1 protein-coding gene and 1 pseudogene are annotated in these 1,938 nt (G+C 46.2%); one reads left to right on the forward strand and one right to left on the reverse strand.

The features are described 5' to 3' along the window. On the reverse strand, nt 1-1,504 hold a 1,504-nt coding region (locus VN105_RS14795; RefSeq protein WP_325642197.1), incomplete at its 3' end, for a bifunctional GNAT family N-acetyltransferase/carbon-nitrogen hydrolase family protein. A 169-nt stretch (nt 1,505-1,673) separates the two neighbouring features. On the opposite strand from VN105_RS14795, the pseudogene VN105_RS14800 reads away from it, so the two are divergent. Continuing rightward, nucleotides 1,674-1,938 (forward strand): annotated as a pseudogene (locus tag VN105_RS14800) (glycosyltransferase family 1 protein); the annotation flags it as partial.

Below are 1,938 nucleotides of genomic sequence, written 5' to 3' on the forward strand. Positions count from 1 at the left end.
TTACTTCATACAGGTCGTTCCGGATATCTTTTTTAGTTTGTACGCTTCCAAAGGCATGTAATTCCTTCAACAATACAAGATCCACATCGGCGATCACCACCATCTCGGTGTTGGGGGTTGATTCAGCTTTGATGCCGGTTACAGGGAAAGCGAAATCGGAGGGTGTAAATACGCATGACTGTGCATACTGCAGGTCCATATTATTTACCTTGGGCAAATTCCCGATACAGCCCGCAATGGCAACATAGCACTCATTTTCAACGGCCCTTGCCTGTGCGCAGAACCTGACACGGTTATAGGCATGCTGGGTATCGGTCATAAAAGGCACAAACAGGATCTGCATGCCTTCCTCGGCCAGGATACGCGACGGCTCCGGAAATTCTACATCGTAGCAGATCTGGATGCCGATTTTACCGCAGTCGGTGTCAAACACTTTGATATCGCTTCCGCCTTTAATACCCCAGGCGGCTACCTCACCGGGTGTGGGATGGATTTTAATGTATTGCTCGTAAGTGCCATCCCGGCGGCAGAGATAAGAAATATTATACAGCCCCTCGTCTATTACAATGGGCATGCTTCCGGAAATGATATTTACATTATAAGCCACTGCATGCTGCTGGAATATTTCCCGCAGCTGTTCGGTGTACTGGGCTACTCCCCGGATGGCGCCCGCAGGGTCCATCTGGTTAAATTCTCCCATCAGCGGGGAGTTAAACAATTCTGGGAACACCACGAAGTCGGACCCGTAGTCGCTTACCGCATCAATAAAATATTCCACCTGCTGCAGGAAGCCGTCCAGGCCGCCGTAGTCGCGCATCTGCCATTGCACCAGGCCAATGCGCACGGTGGATTTATTGTACCGGATCGTATCAAGGTCCTTTTCATAATAGATATTGAACCATTGCAGCAGAGTGGCAAAGCCTTTGGAGGCTTCATCATTAGGAAGATAGTTCCGGAGGATCTTCTTTACGGTAAAGTCGTTCGAGAACTGGAACGTTAATGTAGGATCATAAATTTCCCGGTCCTGTACCTTTTCAATATATTCCCTTGGCGACATCTTGTCGGCGTACTTTTCAAAATTGGGGATCCGGCCGCCGGCCACAATACCCTGGAGATTCAGCTGTTCGCAAAGATTTTTACGGGCGTCGTACAGGCGGCGGGCCAGTCGCTTCCCCCGATAATCGGGATGTACAAAAACCTCGATGCCGTACAACGTATCTCCCTTGGGGTTATGTGTATTAAAGGTATAGTAACCGGTGATCTGTTCATAGGTGTGGCTGTCGCCAAATTTCTCATAATCAACTATGATCGCCAACGCGCATCCTACTACTTTATCATTCACCGTAACCGCTATCTGCCCTTCCGGGAAAAGCTTGATCAGCCGTTGTATGGTAGGTTCCCGCCAGTAATTGCCAGCCATATCGGCATAAGCCGATACCATAGACTCCTTAAGATCAAGGTAATCTTCCACGGTTAAATTTCTTATTTCTACTGTTTCTGACATAACCTGTTTTTCTGTTTTAAAAGACGATTGCTATCGTAATACTTCAATAATATCGAATTTTTTATTTACTTTGCATTTAAAGTTAGAAACTTCATATTTAACCATCCCCAACGGCAAACCTGCACATTTAATTCAATAAACCGTATACATCAATTACACCTTTGCTACCGTGCCGTTAATTCAAAACAGAGATATAGTTGTAATCGGGCTGCAACAATGGTATACTTCTATTGGAAGTAACTGTAAAAATATTGCGCTGGAATTTGCCCGGCACAACCGGGTATTATATATTAATTCACCGCTGGACCGGAATACCCTTATTTCCGGGAAAGACGATCCACATGTGCAATACCAGCTGGATGCTATCAGCAAAAAAGTACCGGCTATAGTTCCAATAGGCAACAACCTGTGGAACTACTACCCTTCCGCGGTAC

The sequence above is a fragment of the Chitinophaga sp. genome (genome assembly GCF_035564935.1).
Lineage (GTDB): Bacteria > Bacteroidota > Bacteroidia > Chitinophagales > Chitinophagaceae > Chitinophaga.